The organism is Pseudomonas sp. W22_MBD1_FP4, assembly GCF_052113765.1.
GTDB classification, from domain to species: domain Bacteria; phylum Pseudomonadota; class Gammaproteobacteria; order Pseudomonadales; family Pseudomonadaceae; genus Aquipseudomonas; species Aquipseudomonas sivasensis.
On the sequence record NZ_JBGQOI010000008.1, the window covers coordinates 179318 to 195042 of the forward strand.

At 57.9% G+C, this 15725-nt stretch carries 16 protein-coding genes and 2 pseudogenes; 8 read left to right on the forward strand and 10 right to left on the reverse strand.

The features are described 5' to 3' along the window. Positions 1-15: 15 nt before the first annotated feature. Positions 16-1191 (reverse strand): aminotransferase class V-fold PLP-dependent enzyme, encoded by a 1176-nt coding sequence (locus ACEN2T_RS13010; RefSeq protein WP_095185732.1) that lies wholly within the window; start codon positions 1189-1191, stop codon positions 16-18. Between the two features lie 14 nt (positions 1192-1205). Beyond that, on the reverse strand, positions 1206-1442 hold the full coding sequence (locus tag ACEN2T_RS13015; RefSeq protein WP_099602788.1) for a DUF3820 family protein: 237 nt from the start codon (positions 1440-1442) through the stop codon (positions 1206-1208). Positions 1443-1651: 209 nt separating this feature from the next. Here ACEN2T_RS13015 and ACEN2T_RS13020 point away from each other — a divergent pair, with 209 nt between their 5' ends. After that, positions 1652-2119, forward strand: coding sequence for a ferritin-like domain-containing protein (locus ACEN2T_RS13020; protein WP_032891010.1), 468 nt, complete (start codon positions 1652-1654; stop codon positions 2117-2119). 136 nt (positions 2120-2255) lie between these two features. Here the strand turns inward: ACEN2T_RS13020 and ACEN2T_RS13025 are convergent, their stop codons facing one another. Next, positions 2256-2726: a MaoC family dehydratase gene (locus ACEN2T_RS13025; RefSeq protein ID WP_024077080.1), complete on the reverse strand. Its 471-nt coding sequence runs from the start codon at positions 2724-2726 to the stop codon at positions 2256-2258. A 69-nt stretch (positions 2727-2795) separates the two neighbouring features. Then, entirely contained in the window at positions 2796-3740 is a 945-nt protein-coding gene (locus ACEN2T_RS13030) for an alpha/beta hydrolase (protein WP_122680749.1), read from the reverse strand. Positions 3741-3940: 200 nt separating this feature from the next. Here ACEN2T_RS13030 and fadD2 point away from each other — a divergent pair, with 200 nt between their 5' ends. Together fadD2 and fadD1 are read left to right on the forward strand one after the other, a co-directional pair. Continuing rightward, entirely contained in the window at positions 3941-5629 is a 1689-nt protein-coding gene (gene fadD2, locus ACEN2T_RS13035; protein WP_442116823.1) for a long-chain-fatty-acid--CoA ligase FadD2, read from the forward strand. 388 nt (positions 5630-6017) lie between these two features. After that, a complete protein-coding gene (gene fadD1, locus ACEN2T_RS13040; RefSeq protein ID WP_032891014.1) occupies positions 6018-7709 on the forward strand; it encodes a long-chain-fatty-acid--CoA ligase FadD1 in 1692 nt (563 codons plus the stop codon). A 196-nt stretch (positions 7710-7905) separates the two neighbouring features. Here fadD1 and ACEN2T_RS13045 read toward each other — a convergent pair whose 3' ends face one another. Beyond that, positions 7906-8283, reverse strand: a complete 378-nt coding sequence (locus tag ACEN2T_RS13045; protein ID WP_032891015.1) for a hypothetical protein — start codon at positions 8281-8283, stop codon at positions 7906-7908. A 199-nt stretch (positions 8284-8482) separates the two neighbouring features. On the opposite strand from ACEN2T_RS13045, the gene ACEN2T_RS13050 reads away from it, so the two are divergent. From ACEN2T_RS13050 to def, 3 genes are all read left to right on the forward strand, one after another. Further along, complete coding sequence (locus ACEN2T_RS13050; protein ID WP_032891017.1) at positions 8483-8668, forward strand: CsbD family protein; 186 nt, start codon at positions 8483-8485, stop codon at positions 8666-8668. 181 nt (positions 8669-8849) lie between these two features. Next, positions 8850-9806 carry a YihY/virulence factor BrkB family protein gene (locus ACEN2T_RS13055; RefSeq protein WP_032891018.1) on the forward strand — a complete coding sequence of 319 codons (957 nt, stop codon included), beginning with the start codon at positions 8850-8852 and terminating at the stop codon, positions 9804-9806. Further along, a complete protein-coding gene (gene def, locus ACEN2T_RS13060) occupies positions 9803-10342 on the forward strand; it encodes a peptide deformylase (RefSeq protein ID WP_032891019.1) in 540 nt (179 codons plus the stop codon). Before ACEN2T_RS13055 ends, def begins: the two co-directional genes overlap by 4 nt. 70 nt (positions 10343-10412) lie before the next feature. On the opposite strand, the gene ACEN2T_RS13065 is transcribed toward def, so the two are convergent. Then, a complete protein-coding gene (locus tag ACEN2T_RS13065) occupies positions 10413-11231 on the reverse strand; it encodes a class I SAM-dependent methyltransferase (protein ID WP_442116824.1) in 819 nt (272 codons plus the stop codon). Positions 11232-11290: 59 nt separating this feature from the next. Further along, positions 11291-11728: a GNAT family N-acetyltransferase gene (locus ACEN2T_RS13070; protein WP_442116825.1), complete on the reverse strand. Its 438-nt coding sequence runs from the start codon at positions 11726-11728 to the stop codon at positions 11291-11293. A 501-nt stretch (positions 11729-12229) separates the two neighbouring features. Between ACEN2T_RS13070 and ACEN2T_RS13075 the strand changes: the two are divergent. Together ACEN2T_RS13075 and ACEN2T_RS13080 are read left to right on the forward strand one after the other, a co-directional pair. Continuing rightward, a pseudogene (locus tag ACEN2T_RS13075) lies at positions 12230-13006 on the forward strand (PAS domain-containing protein); the annotation flags it as partial. A 138-nt stretch (positions 13007-13144) separates the two neighbouring features. Continuing rightward, positions 13145-13549: pseudogene (locus ACEN2T_RS13080) on the forward strand (methyl-accepting chemotaxis protein); the annotation flags it as partial. Positions 13550-13630: 81 nt separating this feature from the next. Here the strand turns inward: ACEN2T_RS13080 and ACEN2T_RS13085 are convergent. The 3 genes from ACEN2T_RS13085 to ACEN2T_RS13095 all read right to left on the reverse strand — a co-directional run bounded on the left by ACEN2T_RS13085 (position 13631) and on the right by ACEN2T_RS13095 (position 15660). Then, entirely contained in the window at positions 13631-14137 is a 507-nt protein-coding gene (locus ACEN2T_RS13085; protein WP_442116826.1) for a hypothetical protein, read from the reverse strand. Between the two features lie 142 nt (positions 14138-14279). Beyond that, positions 14280-15017 carry an NAD-dependent epimerase/dehydratase family protein gene (locus ACEN2T_RS13090; RefSeq protein ID WP_442116827.1) on the reverse strand — a complete coding sequence of 246 codons (738 nt, stop codon included), beginning with the start codon at positions 15015-15017 and terminating at the stop codon, positions 14280-14282. Positions 15018-15027: 10 nt separating this feature from the next. Further along, entirely contained in the window at positions 15028-15660 is a 633-nt protein-coding gene (locus tag ACEN2T_RS13095; RefSeq protein ID WP_032891026.1) for a glutathione S-transferase family protein, read from the reverse strand. Positions 15661-15725: the final 65 nt, after the last annotated feature.

Here is a 15725-nt window from a genome sequence, read left to right on the forward strand (position 1 = left end):
CCTGTAGAAAAGCGCTTATTCGGCGCTCAACTCGGTAATAGCGTTGATCAGCGCATGAATGTCCTGCGCGGAGGTCACCAACCCTGGCGTCACTCGAATACACGTGCCAAACGCTGCTCCGGTTCGCGTGGTGGCAAACAGGTCGTACTCTTTGAGTAGCCGATCGACCATGCCTTGCTGATCGCGGCCGACGAATTTGAACGCGGTAATCCCGCAATACAGCCGTGGATCATCCGAGGTCAGGACCTCAATGCCTTTCAGTGGTCGCACCTGACTTACCCATAAATCGCGCAGGTAATTCACCCGAGCACCTTTGGCTGCTGCGCCACCCAATGCCCGATGTTCTTCAAATACCAATGGCAGTGTCATCAGCGCCGGAAAGTTCGGCGTGCTGTAAGACGTGCGTGCGCGAACATCCGTGATGGGGTAGTGGAATTCGCCCATGTCCGGATCGATGTCTGCCAGGCGTTCCGGAGCGATATACAGAAAACCCAGGGTCAGCGGTGCACCGATCCATTTATGCAGGTTGAAGCCGGCGAACTGGATGCCCAGCTCGGCGAGGTTGAAGTCGATCTGGCCCAGGGCATGGGCGCCATCGAGGATCACGTCGACGTCATGTTCACGCGCCGCCTTGGCGATGGCTGCGACGGGCATCACCAGGCCGGTGCGGTGGGTGACGTGAGTCAGCGCCATCAGCTTTAAACGCGGGTACTCAGCGAAGGTACTGCGATAGGTCTGCAACAGACTGTCGAAACTGGCCGGGTGCGTGTGGGAAAGCTCGATCACCTCTACACCGCGAACCCCGGCCAGCCAACGCATGGCGCCCTTGACGGTGTCGTACTCCAAATCACTGATCAACACCTGGTCGCCCGGTTGCAGACGGTTGTAGTTGCGGATCAGCGACTGCAACGCTTCGGTGGCATTGCGGGTAAAGGCCACCGACTCAGGATCTACATCGATTAGTTCGGCCAATTGGCGGCGGATCTCGACGTTCTCGCCCTGTTCAAAGCGCTGGCGCACGTGCAGCGAATTGCTGCGGTTGATAAACGCCACATGGTCCAGATACTGCGCCTGTACTGCGCGGCTCATGCGCCCGAAGTAGCCGTTTTCCAGATTGATCGGACCCGGTTCCAGGTCATACCGCTGGGCGATGGCGTGCCAGTGACGTTCGTTGTTTGCATTCCCTTGCATGGCGCAGTTCCTGATTAATAGCGCGGGGCGGGCTTGCCGTGTTTAGTGCGCAAGGGTTCGAGCAGTTCCGACAAACCGTTGTGGTCGATTTCCTGCATCAAGGCCAGCAAACCGCCCAGCTCGCCGTGGGGAAAGCCTTCGCGGGCAAACCAGTTCAGGTAAGGACCCGGCAGGTCGGCGATGATCCGGCCCTTGTATTTGCCGAAGGGCATTTCGCGGGTGATCAGCAGTTCGAGTTTTTCGGGGTTCATGGGGGGATTCAATGGCGTGAGTCGAGACGTTCGAAAATACAGGCATTCTGCATGAAGGCCAAATGACAGATCATGCAAATAACGTACATACAGATCGTTCAAATATTTTTAAGTTGTTGAAATTAAACATAAAAGTTGTTTTTCAAAACCTGGCACGAGCGCTGCAATCATTAAGACAACCCTTCGTAACCTGCCTAAGGAATTGAAAAATGACTGACATCAATAAAGAATCGATCTCCGTACTCAATGACCTGATCGAGACCAGCATCGACGGCCAGAAAGGTTTCAAAGAATGCGCCGAAGACATCAAACACCCAGAACTCAAGGCGCTGTTTGCCAAGCGTTCCGCTGACTGTGCAACCGCCGCCGCCGAGCTGAAAACCGCCGTGCGTGCTCTGGGTGGTGATCCGGAAGATTCGGGTAGTGTGGCCGGCGCCCTGCACCGTGGCTGGGTCGACGTGAAGTCGATGGTTACCGGTAAAGATGAAGAGGCTGTTCTGAACGAAGCCGAGCGCGGCGAAGACCACGCACTCAAGGCTTATAAAGAAGCGATCGAGAAGATCAACAAGCACAACCTGCTGGGCATTCGTGACTTGGTTGAGCGTCAGTACCACGGCGTACAGCGCAACCACGACCAGGTGAAAGCCCTGCGTAACCAGGCTCGCGCTCAGTCGTAAGCCCTGCTGTGTAACAACTGTGGGAGGGGGCTTGCCCCCGATAGCGGTGGATCAGTCGATATTTCAATGACTGACACACCGCAATCGGGAGCAAGCCCCCTCCCACATTTGTATGGCGTTGGCCTTGAAACCAGACTCAGCCGATGCTGATCGGCGGCAGCTCGGTCAAGGTCACGACCTGCTGTTTGCGTGGCGCGAGGATTTCCGCCTCGCCATCCACTACCAACTCGTCACGCTGATTGAACACGCGAGTGGCGATACGTACGCGAAACTTCGGCAGCTTCTCGAGGATTTCCAGACGCACGGTCAGGGTATCGCCGATTTTTACCGGCTTCTGGAAGGTCATCTGCTGGCCGATATAGATAGTGCCCGGCCCAGGCAGCTCGCAGGCAACGGCCGCGCTGATCAAGGCGCCGCTGAACATACCGTGGGCGATACGCTCCTTGAACATGGTCGCCTTGGCGTATTCGGCATCCAGGTGCACCGGGTTGTGGTCACCGGACATGGCGGCGAACAGCTGGATGTCGCGCTCTTCGACGGTCTTGCTGTAGCTGGCGGTCTGGCCGACTTCAAGGGCTTCGTACGGGGTGTTGGTTACCTGAGTCATCTAAAGGTGCATCCTGTGGCTAAACGGTAATTATCGGCCGATTTTAAACGGCTGATTTTAAAAGAAAAGTTATTCGCAGCGGGCTGGCCTGCGCAAGGTCAGGGCTTGGTCGAGCCACGTCAGCACATCCGCGGTGACTTCATCGCGGTTGGTTTCGTTGAACACTTCGTGACGCGCCTGCGGGTACACATTCAATTGCAGATGCTGGCAGCCGGCCTCACGCAGGGCGTGGGCCAGGTTTTTGAGACGCTTGCCCTCACTCACCGGATCACATTCGCCGCCCATCACGAGGATCGGCAGGCCCGGATCAATCTGGGCGAGATTGGACGCTTTGCTGATTTGCTGCAAGCCGCCAAGCAGGTCGATCCACAGCTGGTTGGTACACCGGAAGCCGCAGAGTGGATCGCTGATGTATTTGTCCACTTCATCCGGGTCACGGCTTAGCCAGTCGAACGCCGTGCGGTTGGGCTTGAAGGCCTTGTTGAACGAGCCGAACGACAGGAACTCGATCAGCGCACTTCGTCCCCGTACACCCTGGCGCAGACGTTCGGCCCGAGCGATCACCCGCGCTGCGCGGTACAGCGCTACCGGTTGGAAATTCGAGCCACTGAGAATTGCCCCGTGCAGGCTGGCGCTGTGGTGCAGCAGGTAGGCTTGGGCGATGTAGCTGCCCATGCTGTGGCCCAGCAGGATGATCGGCAGCCCTGGTTGCTGCTGGCCGATGTGTTGATTGAGGCTTGCCAGGTCGCCTACCACTTTGTTCCAGCCATCCTTCTCGGCGTACAACCCCAGCGTACCTTCGTCGGCGGTACGTCCATGGCCACGCTGGTCCGGTGCATACACGCCATAGCCTGCGCTGCATAACGCTTCGGCCAAGCGTCCATAACGCCCGCTGTGCTCGGCCATGCCGTGGGACAGCATGACTACGGCGTGAACCGGGCCGTCGGGCATCCATTGATTGACGTACAGGCGGCTGCGGTCATTCGCGGTCAGCCAGAAGGTGCTGTGGTTCATGGCGCTTCCTTTGCTATGGGTCGTTGCAGTGTATAGCTGATCTGCCGAGGGGCGGGGTATCTGCCTACGCATCAGAGGCAAGATTCATACAATCAATGACACGATTTAGCGTATTTGCCTGTTTGGTCATAGCTGCTAACGTCCCCAAAGCTCCGCTTGTTATAAGCGGCCGGACATACTCAGGTAAGGGGACAAGAATAATGCAACCTGGTTTCTGGAATGACAAACGCGCGGCGGGCGTTCCCAACGATATCGACCTCACGGCCTACAAGTCGGTGATCGAAGTCTTCGAGCGCTCGTGCAAGGCCTTTGCCGACCGTCCGGCATTCAGCAACATGGGCATCACCCTGACCTACGCCGAGCTTGAGCGCCAGAGTGCGGCGTTCGCCGGTTACCTGCAACAGCACACCGACCTCAAGCCCGGCGAGCGCATCGCAGTGCAGATGCCTAACGTGCTGCATTATCCGATTGCCGTGTTCGGCGCCTTGCGCGCGGGGCTGATCGTGGTCAACACCAACCCGCTGTACACCCCGCGCGAGATGCGCCACCAGTTCAAGGACGCCGGCGTGCGTGCGCTGGTCTACCTGAACCTGTTTGGTTCGCGGGTACAGGAAGTGTGCAACGACACCGAGATCGACTACTTGATCGAAGCCAAGATGGGCGACTTCCTGCCCGCCGCCAAAGGCTGGCTGGTCAATACCGTGGTCGACAAGGTCAAGAAGATGGTCCCGGCCTATAGCCTGCCGCGCGCGGTGTCATTCAAGCGTGCCCTGCGCATGGGCTCGGGCCTGGCGGTGACCCGTCACCTCGTGAACCTGGATGACATCGCCGTGCTGCAATACACCGGCGGCACGACCGGCCTGGCCAAGGGCGCGATGCTCACCCATGGCAACCTGGTGGCAAACATGCAGCAGGCGCGTGCGTGCATGTCTCAGGTCGGCGACGACGGCCATCCTTTGATCAAGGAAGGGCAGGAGGTGATGATCGCGCCGCTGCCGCTTTACCACATCTATGCCTTCACCGCGAACTGCATGTGCATGATGGTCACGGGTAACCACAACGTACTGATCACCAACCCGCGGGACATCGGCGGGTTTATCAAGGAGCTGAAAAAGTGGCGCTTTACCGGGTTGCTGGGGCTTAACACGCTGTTTGTGGCGTTGATGGACCATCCGGAATTCAAGACCCTGGATTTCTCCCACCTCAAACTCACCAACTCCGGTGGTACGGCACTGATCAAGGCCACGGCCGAACGCTGGCAGCAAGTCACCGGCTGCACGATTGGCGAGGGCTACGGCCTGACAGAAACCTCACCGGTGGCGTGCACCAACCCCTATGGCAACAAATCGCGCCTCGGTACCGTGGGCATTCCCGTGCCGGCTACCGCGATGAAGGTGATTGATGACGAAGGCGTGGAGTTGCCTCTGGGCGAACGCGGCGAGCTGTGCATCAAGGGCCCGCAGGTGATGAAGGGCTACTGGCAGCAACCGGCCGCCACGGCCGAGAGCCTGGACGCTGAGGGTTGGCTCAAGACCGGCGACATCGCGGTGATCGATGAGGATGGCTTTGTACGCATTGTCGATCGCAAGAAAGACCTGATCATCGTCTCGGGTTTCAACGTGTACCCCAATGAGATCGAAGACGTGGTGATGGCCCACCCGGCCGTGGCCAACTGCGCGGTGATCGGCGTGCCGGACGAGCGCACGGGGGAGGCGGTTAAGTTGTTTGTGGTGGCGCGTGCCGAAGGCGTGAGCCTTGAGGAGTTGAAGACCTACTGCAAGGCCAACTTCACGGGGTACAAGATGCCCAAGCAGATTGTGTTACGAGACTCGTTGCCGATGACGCCAGTGGGCAAGATTCTGCGCAGGGAGCTACGCGACATCGCCTGACCATGAATTGAAATGCAATCAAATGAGGGAGGGGGCTTGCTCCCGATAGCGGTGTATCAGTCACTGAATGTGTTGACTGAACCACGGCAATCGGGAGCAAGCCCCCTCCCTCATTTGGTTTTGATTGTTCTGAAGGCCCCATTCCAGAGCCTTTCAGTGGGTAATTCGAGCGCCAAAATAATTGTGACTAAATATTGTCCTACAGTCGAGTTTATGACTGTAAGGCCCGCTTTTGGCTCTAGTCGGCCCTTGGCAAAGCTGCTACTCTCGGCGCGCTTTGTGACGTCTAGGCCTGCTTGAAAGCGCCAGATTCACCTAAAAAAACATACACCAATAATAATCGCATCAAATGCGATGATGAATTCGCGTCGCTGAGGAGTGGGCTTCCATGAACGAAGACTTTTGGAAGGATAAGTACCCCGCCGGGATTGCTGCAGAAATCAATCCAGACGAGTATCCAAATATTCAGGCGGTACTGAAACAGTCCTGCCAGCGCTTCGCTAACAAACCGGCTTTCAGCAACCTGGGCAAGACAATCACCTACGGTGAACTGTACGAATTGTCCGGTGCCTTCGCCGCGTACCTGCAACAACATACCGACTTGAAACCCGGCGATCGCATCGCCGTGCAACTGCCCAACGTCCTGCAATACCCGGTCGCGGTATTCGGCGCCATCCGTGCCGGCCTGATCGTGGTCAACACCAACCCGCTGTACACCGCGCGGGAAATGGAACACCAATTCAACGACTCCGGTGCCAAGGCCCTGGTCTGCCTGGCCAACATGGCCCACTTGGCGGAAAAGGTCGTGCCCAAGACCGCCGTCAAGCATGTGATCGTCACCGAAGTCGCCGACCTGTTGCCGCCGCTCAAGCGCCTGCTGATCAACAGCGTCATCAAGTACGTTAAGAAAATGGTCCCGGCCTATCACTTGCCACAGGCGATCAAGTTCAACGACGTACTCGCCAAGGGCAACGGCCAACCAGTCAACGACGTCAACCCGGCGAGCAGTGACGTGGCCGTGTTGCAATACACCGGCGGCACCACCGGCGTAGCGAAGGGCGCGATGCTCACCCATCGCAACCTCGTTGCCAATATGTTGCAGTGCAAGGCGCTGATGGGCTCCAACCTCAATGAAGGCTGCGAGATCCTGATCACGCCGCTGCCGCTGTACCACATCTATGCGTTCACCTTTCATTGCATGGCGATGATGCTGATCGGCAACCACAACATCCTGATCAGCAATCCGCGTGACTTGCCGGCAATGGTCAAGGAACTGTCGAAGTGGAAGTTCAGCGGCTTTGTCGGTCTCAACACCTTGTTCGTGGCGCTGTGCAATAACGAAGGCTTCCGCAAGCTGGACTTCTCTGCACTCAAGGTCACCCTGTCGGGCGGCATGGCCCTGCAACTGGCGGCCGCCGAGCGTTGGAAGGCCGTGACCGGGTGTGGCATCTGCGAAGGTTACGGCATGACCGAAACCAGCCCGGTAGCCACTGTGAACCCGATCCAGCACATCCAGATCGGCACCATCGGCATTCCGGTGCCGTCCACAGTGTGCAAAGTCATTGCCGATGACGGCACCGAGTTGGCGCTGGGCGAAACTGGCGAGCTGTGCGTCAAGGGCCCGCAGGTGATGAAGGGCTATTGGCAGCGCCAGGACGCCACCGACGAGATGCTCGACAGCGAAGGCTGGCTGAAGACCGGCGACATCGCGATCATCCAGCCGGACGGCTACATGCGTATTGTCGACCGCAAGAAGGACATGATCCTGGTCTCAGGTTTCAACGTGTACCCCAATGAGCTGGAAGACGTACTGGCAGGGCTGCCGGGCGTGCTGCAATGCGCGGCCATCGGCGTGCCGGATGAGAAATCGGGGGAGATCATCAAGCTTTTTATCGTGGTCAAGCCGGGCGCCACCCTCACCAAGGATCAGGTGATGGAGCATATGCGCGCCAACGTCACCGCCTACAAGGTGCCCAAGGCTGTTGAGTTCCGCGACGCATTGCCGACCACCAACGTAGGCAAGATCCTGCGTCGTGAATTGCGTGATGAAGAGTTGAAGAAGCTGGGCCTGAAAAAGTAAGCCGATAAAAAACCCGCCGATGCGGGTTTTTTAATGACTGGATTGGAATGCAATCCAATCCAGTGTGGGATGGGCGGTGCGACGATTCGACTTGCCTCCGATAGGGGGGATCAGTCACCAGATTCAGTGACTGACACTCTGCTATCGAGAGCAAGTCATATCGTCGCACCGCGCCTTCCACCTTTAAATCCGGTGCTTACAGGGCGAAATGCGCGAAGCTCACGTTAGCGCCTGCTGGGCGTACGTCTTTAAGGAACGAATCCTTGTCCGCGCTCAATTCCAACGTAATCTCGGGCTTGCGCTTGCCCGAATTGCGCACTACCAGACCTTCGATATGCTCGCGCAGGAACGCCGTCGGCACCTTCAGGTGCAGCAACTGGTCCGTCTCGGCGTTGTGCATCAACAAGTGAATCCACTCGTAATGGCCCACCGCAATACGGCCCAGCGGCAGGTCGAACCACCAGATATTGCGCTTGCGGTCCAGGTCGGTGAAATGGCAGTTGTTGACGCCGAGTACGGCACCGCCCAGTTCCTGGTTTCTACGGGCGATGGCCTGTGCTTTATTGAGTTTCATAACCTTCCTACGGGATCTGTTATTCAGCGTTATAGCCTGAATGTGCCGCGCATTCTCGTGGGTTGGCCGCCAAACATAAAGTCAAACCTGCCGTTTTGGACGAAATGCCCGCTGAAAATAATTGAAACTCTGCCGAACGGCCTCTGGTCAATCTTTGTGTAATCACCAAAACCCTTGATTGTTCTTTCGGAGAAATACCATGAGCAGCACATCGGACAAGGCAAAAGGCTTGGCAAACGAAGCGATCGGCAACATCAAGCAAGGCGTCGGCAAAGTGACCGGCAACGACAAGCTTCAAGCTGAAGGTGTGATTCAGGAAAAGAAAGGCGAAGTGCAGAAAGCAGTCGGCGATACCAAAGATGCGGTCAAAAAAGCGACCAAGTAAGTCTGTATCACTGGCTGTATTCGTACAGCCCGGCGGCCATCCACGGATGGCCGTTTTTGTATCCCTTATTGCAACTAAACTTTCGAAATTGTTTCAAAGTCGCCATATGGGCTACTTTGATGTAGAAAACGGCCCCTGAGTCGCCCACGATCTCACCCTCTTTGCGGCGAAAGGAGACGCTATGATCTTTCCGGTTCTCGATGGTCTCAAGCTGCACAAGGTGCTGGTACGCACCGTCAAGGAATTCGTCGACGACGAGATGTCCACCTACGCGTCTGCACTGGCCTACCAGATGCTGTTCTCGCTGTTTCCCTTCCTGCTGTTCCTGATTGCCCTGATCGGTTTCCTGCACCTGCCAGACTTCTTTACCTGGCTGCGCCTGCAGTCGGAACTGGTGTTGCCGCCCCAGGCTTTGGAGCAGGTCAACCCGGTGATCGACCAGTTGCAGCAATCCAAGGGTGGCCTGCTGTCGGTGGGTATCGTGATTGCGCTGTGGACCGCGTCGGCTGGTGTACGGTTGATGATGAGCGCCATGAACGCAGCCTACGACGTGGTGGAAGGCCGGCCGATTTGGAAGCGTTTTCCGCTGTCGATTTTCTACACCATTGGTATCGCCGGCATGCTGTTGGCCGCTGCGGCGTTGATGGTGCTCGGCCCCCAAGTGATGGAATGGGTGGCGGGGCAGATCGGCATGCAGGAGTTCGTGGTCACCTTGTGGACCATCCTGCGCTGGCCGCTGATCGTGATTTTGCTGATGTTTGCCGTGGCGTTGATGTACTACGTGATGCCTGACGTCGAGCAGAAATTCCGCTTTATCACCCCCGGCTCGGTACTCGCAGTGGTGGTGTGGATCGTGGCCTCCCTGGGGTTTGGCTACTACGTCAAAACCTTCGCCGACTACAACGCCATGTATGGCAGTATCGGTGCGATCATCGTCCTGCTTTTGTACTTCTATATTTCCGCTGCCGTGCTGCTGCTCGGCGCGGAGATGAATGCCGTGATCGAACACATGTCGGCCGAGGGTAAAGATCCCGGTGAAAAAGAGTTCGATGAACCCGGCCACACCGATGAAAAACAGCACGTCTCAGGCCTAGGCCGTGACCACTCCAAGCCCACCCCCGTTGAGCCTGATCAATGATTCGTGAAATCCTGAAAATGGGCGATGAGCGCCTGCTGCGTATCGCGCCACCGGTTCCGCCGGAGATGTTCGACAGCCCCGAGCTGTGGCAATTGATCGACGACATGTTCCAGACCATGGAGCACGTCGGCGGCGTAGGTCTGGCGGCGCCGCAGATTGGCGTCGACTTGCAACTGGTGATCTTTGGATTTGAAGCCAGCGAGCGCTACCCGGACGCGCCGCCGGTGCCGCAGACTATCCTGATCAATCCGTTGATCACGCCGCTCAGCCCAGTGCTGGAAGAAGGCTACGAAGGTTGCCTGTCGGTACCCGGTCTGCGCGGCGCAGTGGACCGTTACCAGCAGATCCGTTACGAAGGTTTCGACCCCAAAGGTGAGCCGATCGTCCGCACTGCCGACGGCTTTCATGCGCGGGTGGTGCAGCACGAGTGCGATCACCTGATTGGCCGGTTGTATCCGTCGCGGATCACCGACTTCAGCAAGTTCGGGTTTATCGAAGTGATGTTCCCCGACATGGACCCAACGGCTGACGAGTAATCCCCCAGACACACTGAAAAAATGTGGGAGGCCAAGCGCCTCCCATATTTGAATCGCGCTTCACATCGGGTTATCGGGTCGGCTTCACGAACTTCAACGTCATCCGATCCGATTCGCCAATCGCCACATACTTGGCCTTGTCCTGCTCTCCCAGCTTCAATGCCGGCGGCAATGTCCACACGCCCTCCGGGTAGTCTTTGGTGTCTTTCGGGTTGGCATTCACCTCGCTTTGCCCCTCCAGTTTGAAGCCCGCGTCGGTGGCCAGTTTTACCACATACGCTGTGGTCAGATAGCCGCTGTGCTTGATGTCTTCCAGCGACGCTCCGTCTTTGGCGCGGTGATCCACAACACCTAGCACGCCACCGGGTTTAAGCACCTTGTAGAACGCGTTGAAAGTGGCCCTGTCGGTATCAGCCAGCACCCAGTTGTGCACATTGCGGAATGTCAGCACCGTATCGACCGAGGCCGGTTTGCCGAATACCGGTGCCTTGGGGGCGAACTCGATCACCTCGGCCTTGGCATAACGCGTAGGGTCGGCGGCAAATTTTTTCTTGAGGTTTTCTTCGGACGTACGCGCGTAAGCGCTGCTGCTCGCGGCCTGCACCGCAGCGATGTAGTGCCCTTGATCCTTGAGCAATGGCGCCAGCACCTCGCTGTACCAGCCGCCGCCGGGGGTGATTTCGATCACGCTCTGTTTGGCGCCCAGGCCAAAGAATTCCAAGGTCTGCTGTGGATGCCGATACCCATCGCGGGCGCTGTTTGCCGGGTCGCGCCAACTGCCGGCGAGCACGCTGGCGTATTGCTGGGCACTGATGGGAGCGTCGGCTGCCTGGCTCAAGGCCGGGGCGAGGAGGGCGGTGAGGGCGAGGGCTGCAAGCGTCGGTTTCATGATCATCCTGGTAAAGGCCACTGTGCTGCCGAGGCTAGCATGGGCGCTTTACCGGCCGATCACACATTATCTGAGGTCGACCTCACCAACGGTTCTAAGCCCATGGCGATCATCGGTTTGTTGCGCTTGTAACGCACCAGCCGTTCGCTGAGGGATTGGGGCAGGATCGTATCCTGGGTGAATCCAATGCGCTGATACAGGCTTTCCAGGTCTGGATGGCACAGCAGCCATACCGTGCCTTGCACATCAGCTATTGCCTGAAGAATCAAGCGCGCCGCCAACCCTTGGCGGCGATACGCCGGAGCCACAAACACTCCGGTCAGCCATTGCCCGCCTACCACCGGCGACAGGCACAGCCCGGCGACAATTTCACCATCGCGCGCTACCCATAAACGCCCACCTTTAAGGGCCTTCATCGACGAGTCGTGGCTGCGGTAGAACTTGTTCAGCAGCTGCCACAGAGGCTCTGCCAGCAGATCAATGGACAACTCAGTCATGGTGTTCAGACAAGCTTTATAAAGGGGCGCGGATTATAAACCCCTTCTGGCAGGTGATCGGTGTTATACCCAGTGTTACATCCCCTTTCAGTGGAGCACGCATCATGGCCAAAGGTATGGATTCAAAGAAAGCAGCGAAGAAGAAACCGGCAAAGACCGCCGATGAAAAACGCGCCGACAAAAAAACCAAGAAATCCGAGAGCGGCCTGTTCGGTCACTGATCACCCTTCAACTGAAGGATTTTAAGCGGCCAACGCAACCCGCTCTGTTGGCCGTTCCCTGCCCCGCGCTCAACCTCCCTTCCTGCCCTGCCTTGCCATAACTAATGGCTGACTGATGGCCTTGCATAGCGCCAAGCCCTGTCTATGCTCACCCAGAACCGTTGATGACGCTCGGCGTGTAAAGCGTTTCGGATGGTTATCCCATAAAGGTCTGCCAGCACTATCCAACTGATGAATGGAATGCGCCTAGCCAGGCGCGGGTTACTTAAGGGTGTCCGACATGTTCAACCTCCATCACAAGTCTGACCTGCTTGAAATCCAGCGTTTCTCCTGTGCACTCACCGAATCCAACGCCAAACTCGCCGCTATCAGCCGTTCCATGGCCATGATCGAATTTGATCGCGATGGGGTGATACTCGATGCCAACGACAACTTCTGCAAAACCATGGGCTACAGCGCCGAGGAAATTCGCGGCCAGCATCATCGGATCTTTTGTGACGAGGCCTACACCCATACCGACGCCTACGCCAAGCTTTGGCGCGACCTGGCGCGGGGCGAGGCCCTCAGCGGCACGTTCGTACGCTTGAACAGGCACGGCCAGGAGGTGTGGCTCGAAGCCAGCTATATGCCTGTGCTGGACAGCGACAACCATGTACAGAGTGTGATCAAAGTCGCGTCCGATATTTCCGCGCGGGTCCACCATGAACATGAAAACCAGAGCCTGATCGATGCCATCAGCCGCTCCATGGCGATGATCGAGTTCACCCCTCAAGGCCAGATTCTCAAGGCCAATAACAACTTTCTGAAGACCGTGCAGTACTCACTGGATGAAATCGTCGGCCAGCACCACAGCCTGTTTTGCCATCGCAGCGAAGTGGAGTCGCCGGCGTACAAAGCGTTCTGGGCGTCCCTCAATCGCGGTGAATACCACTCGCACCGCTTCGAGCGCAAAAACAAATACGGCAAAACCCTGTTTTTGGAAGCGTCCTACAACCCGATTTTCGACACCAACGGGCGCCTGTACAAAGTGGTGAAATTCGCCAGCGACATCACCGACCAAGTGACCACCCTGCGCACCGCCGCCGATTCGGCTCACGCCACCTCGGTACAAAACGACGCCTGCGCGCGCAAAGGATCGGAGGTGGTGCAGCAAACCGTGCAGATCATCGAAGAGATTTCTCACAATTTGAACCAGGCGGCACAGAGCATCGACGCGGTGAGCAAGCAGTCGGACATCATTGGCGCCATTGTGCAGACCATCCGCAGCATTGCCGAGCAAACCAATATGCTGGCGCTCAACGCCGCGATTGAAGCGGCACGAGCCGGTGAGCACGGACGCGGGTTTGCGGTGGTGGCCGACGAAGTGCGCAGCCTCGCCGCACGTACCAGCCACGCCACGGTGGAGATTGTGGAGGTGGTGCGCAAGAACCATGATCTGTCGTTGAGCGCAGTGTCGAGCATGCAGTCGAGCTTGAGCCGAACGGGGTTGGGGGTGGAACTGGCGAACGAGGCGGGGCAGGTGATCCTGGAGATTCAGGAAGGGTCACGGCATGTGGTGGATGCGATCGGGCAGTTCAATTCGACGCTTCAACTGCAATAGCCAACCTATCCATTTCCAATTTGGAAAGCCAATCCCTGTGGGAGGGCGCAAGCACTCCCACAGGTTGATCCGAAGTGTGGCTTAGATTGCCGCCAGGGTTTCTTTCACCGAGTGCGCAGGATCAGTGGCTTTCGCCGCTACTTGCTGCTCTTGTTGCTGCTTCAACCGGTCGGCCACTTGCTTGGAAATCGCGTCCTGTTTTTCCAGGGACATGTTCTGTACATCCGCCTCAGTCAAACCCTGCTCCTTGAGCAACTGCTCACGGATGCGTTCGGCCGGGGTTTTGCTCATGTACTCCGTGAATTCCGAGCGCGCGCCGGAGGTGGACGTGGTGGCAGGCGTCTCGGTCGAGGAGGTGGTTGCCGTGGTGGAGGCTTGCAACTGCACGCGGGTCTTGGCGAAGGCTTCGTCGATACGGTCGGTGGCTTTGTCCAGATCCTTCTGCGCGACCGGTAGGGTCACACTTTGCTGCGCGGCTTGAACGGCGCCGCTGTACAGCGCACTGGCGGCAGCGTTGGCTGGATCCATATCGGGGCGTTTGAGCTGTTGGACGGTCGATACGGCTTGGGTGTTGTTGTTAACCAGCATGATCGGGCACCTGGAGGAAATGTACGGTGCTACAGCTGGAGCAAATAGCGTGCCGGGCGCAAAAGCCCAGGTTTTGCTGGGGGCGGCTCGGCTGTTGCGGCAAGTGCTGGCCCATCGACGGCCAGCCATTGCCGCCTGCAACTCAGTAGGTGATGGGAATCTCGAATGTCTGAAACGCATCATCCACCGGTTGATAGCCCAGCACACGCGTGGTTTCGCTCAAGTCCAGACGCTTGAAACGGTTATTGGAAATGCCGTGGGCGATCAAGTGCTTTACGTCTTTAGTTTCAACCGAACGTTGCAGCAATTGCACTGCATCCCGTGGGCTGAGCCAAGCGCTGAGGTCGCGGGCGTTGTTCAGGTCATGGCTTTCGGGGAATTCAAAGGCGCCAATGCGCAGAGCAATGGTCGACAGTGGCGTTTTCGCCGCGTAGTAGCCGCACAGCGCCTCGCCATAGCATTTGCTCACGCCATACAGATTGGCGGGCAGCACTGGCATGCCAGGCGTGATCTGCCGATCCACCGGGTAGCCTTCGACGGTCTGGGCGCTGCTGGCGAAAACCAGACGCTTTACCCCGGCGGCCACGGCAGCTTCGAACAGGTAGGTGGTGGCGAGGATGTTGTTTGGCAGCAGTTCGTCGAACGAGGCGCTGGCATGGGGGATGCCCGACAGGTGCACGATCACGTCGATGCCATCGAGCAGCGCGACGAGCGCGGATTTATCGCTCAAGTCGGCGTGTACGAAGCGATGGTCGCCCAGTTCAAAATCCGGCGTGACGCGGTCTGTAAGCGTAAAGCGGTAGCGGTCTTTCGAGGCTTCGAAAAACGTCTTGCCGATTCTGCCGCAGGCGCCGGTGAGCAGTATGTTGAGTCCTTTCACGTGCATGTCCTTAGTTGTGGCCGTCGAGGGCAAAGGTCTGGAAGCCCGGATGCTGGCTGAGGCGTTCGTAATACGCTGCGATGGCGGGGTAGGGCGGATGTTCCATGGGCGTCATGCGCCAGCGGTGCACCGAAAGGCCGATAAGGACGTCGGCGAGGGTGAATTCGTCGCCGGTGACGTAAGCGTTGGTTTTGGTCAACTGTTGTTCCAGCAGGCCCATCTTGTCATTCCAGCCCTGTACGCCGGCTGCGATTCGTTGCGGGTCCTGATGCTCAGGACTCTGACGCACCAGCGCTTGGAACGCGTAACCCCAGGAAGGGTTGAGCTCGGTGGCTTGCCAGTCCATCCACTGCTCCACCCTGGCCCGTGGCGCGGGTTCGGCGGGCAAGAGGTCGTGGCGTTGGTAGAGGCTGACCAGGTAGCGGCAGATGGTGTTGGATTCCCACAGCACGCCGTGGTCGTCGATGAGCACAGGTATTTGCGCGTTAGGGTTCAGGGCCAGGAATTCGGGGGATTGGGTGGGGGTGTAGCCGATGCCCCAATCTTCGCGTACGTATTCGATGCCCAGTTCGTGGCATGTCCACAGGACTTTGCGTACGTTGATGGAAGAGGTGCGGCCCAAGATTTTCAGTGAGTGTCCCATGGTGCTTCCCTGGCAGTGGAGAAGGGACAATCTAGCAGGGGCCGGGGAGGTTAAGCGAGCGCGGT